The 1,268-nt window shown below is 60.3% G+C and carries 2 protein-coding genes; both read left to right on the top strand.

Annotated features, from left to right (window positions below; genetic code table 11):
* A partial coding sequence (locus tag CPT76_RS00105; RefSeq protein ID WP_105441535.1) for an N-acetylmannosamine-6-phosphate 2-epimerase occupies positions 1-480 on the top strand: 480 nt, incomplete at its 5' end.
* A 57-nt stretch (positions 481-537) separates the two neighbouring features.
* Positions 538-1,268, top strand: a 731-nt coding sequence (locus CPT76_RS00100) for an FAD-dependent oxidoreductase (RefSeq protein WP_146116108.1), incomplete at its 3' end; no start/stop codon positions are given.

Here is a 1,268-nt window from a genome sequence, read left to right as displayed (position 1 = left end):
GGATCGGACGTTTATATTACGCCTACGCTCAAGGAGGTGGAGGAGCTGCTTGAGGCTGGTGCGGACATGATCGCTTTTGACGCCACGGGACGTAGTCGGCCCGGCGGAGCCCGGCTGGAGGATCTGATCCGGCGGATGAAGCAGTCGGGCGTTGCCAGCATGGCGGATGTTTCGACGCTGGATGAGGCCGTTCATGCCGCTTCCCTCGGCGTCAGCTGCGTATCGACGACGCTGTCGGGATATACGGATTATTCGCCGCAGCTCGAAGGTCCCGACCTGAAGCTGGTTGAAGAAGCGGCGGCCCGGCTGAGCATTCCGCTCATTGCCGAAGGCCGGATCCACGAGCCTTACCAGGTCGAGGAGGCACTCAAGCTCGGCGCGCACGCCGTCGTGGTGGGCGGCGCCATTTCCAGACCGCAGCAGATCACGCGGCGCTTCTCGAACGCGGCCCGGAAGGCGGCCCAGTCGCTGAGAGCATGAGAAGGACGGGCGTCCACTGAATATGACTGGTTAATAAGGAAAGGAGCGTGGATAACGTTGATTCAAGAGCTGGTGGCTGATGTAATTATCATCGGCGGAGGACTCGGCGGAACGTCGGCCGCCCTGGCGGCAGCCAAAGCCGGGATGAAGGTGGTCGTGACCGAGGAGACAGATTGGATCGGAGGGCAGCTGACCTCGCAGGCGGTTCCTCCCGATGAGCACCGCTGGATCGAAAGCTTCGGCTGCACGGCATCCTACCGGGAGTTCAGAAACCGGGTCAGGGATTATTACAAACGCAACTACCCGCTCAACGAGCAGGCGTTAAACGACCCGGAGCTCAATCCGGGGAACGCTTGGGTCAGCAGGGTGGCGCATGAGCCGAAGGTTGCGCTGCAGGTGCTGGAGGATATGCTGGCCCCATACGTGAACACCCGCCGGATCCAGGTGCTGCTTAACACGCGCCCTGTTCACTGCGAGACGGCAGGTGATCAGGTGGCGTCGGTAACGGTGGAGAAGACAGATGGGCAAACCAGGTATAAGCTGAGAGGCGCGTATTTTCTGGACGCTACTGAAACCGGAGAGCTTCTTCCCCTGGCCGGTGCGGAATATGTGAGCGGAGCTGAGGCGCGCAGCGAAACGAACGAACCGCACGCGCTGGAGCAGGCCGATCCGCTTGATATGCAGTCCATCACCCATGTGGCGGCTGTGGAATACATCCCAGACGGAAACTTTACGATCCCAAAGCCGGACAGTTATGACTTTTGGCATGAATACAAGCCCTCATTTTC

It is taken from the genome of Paenibacillus sp. AR247 (assembly GCF_002968895.1).
Taxonomy (GTDB): domain Bacteria; phylum Bacillota; class Bacilli; order Paenibacillales; family Paenibacillaceae; genus Paenibacillus_AQ; species Paenibacillus_AQ favisporus.
Note: the sequence above shows the minus strand (reverse complement) of the source record. Positions and strands in the feature narration are given on the sequence as shown.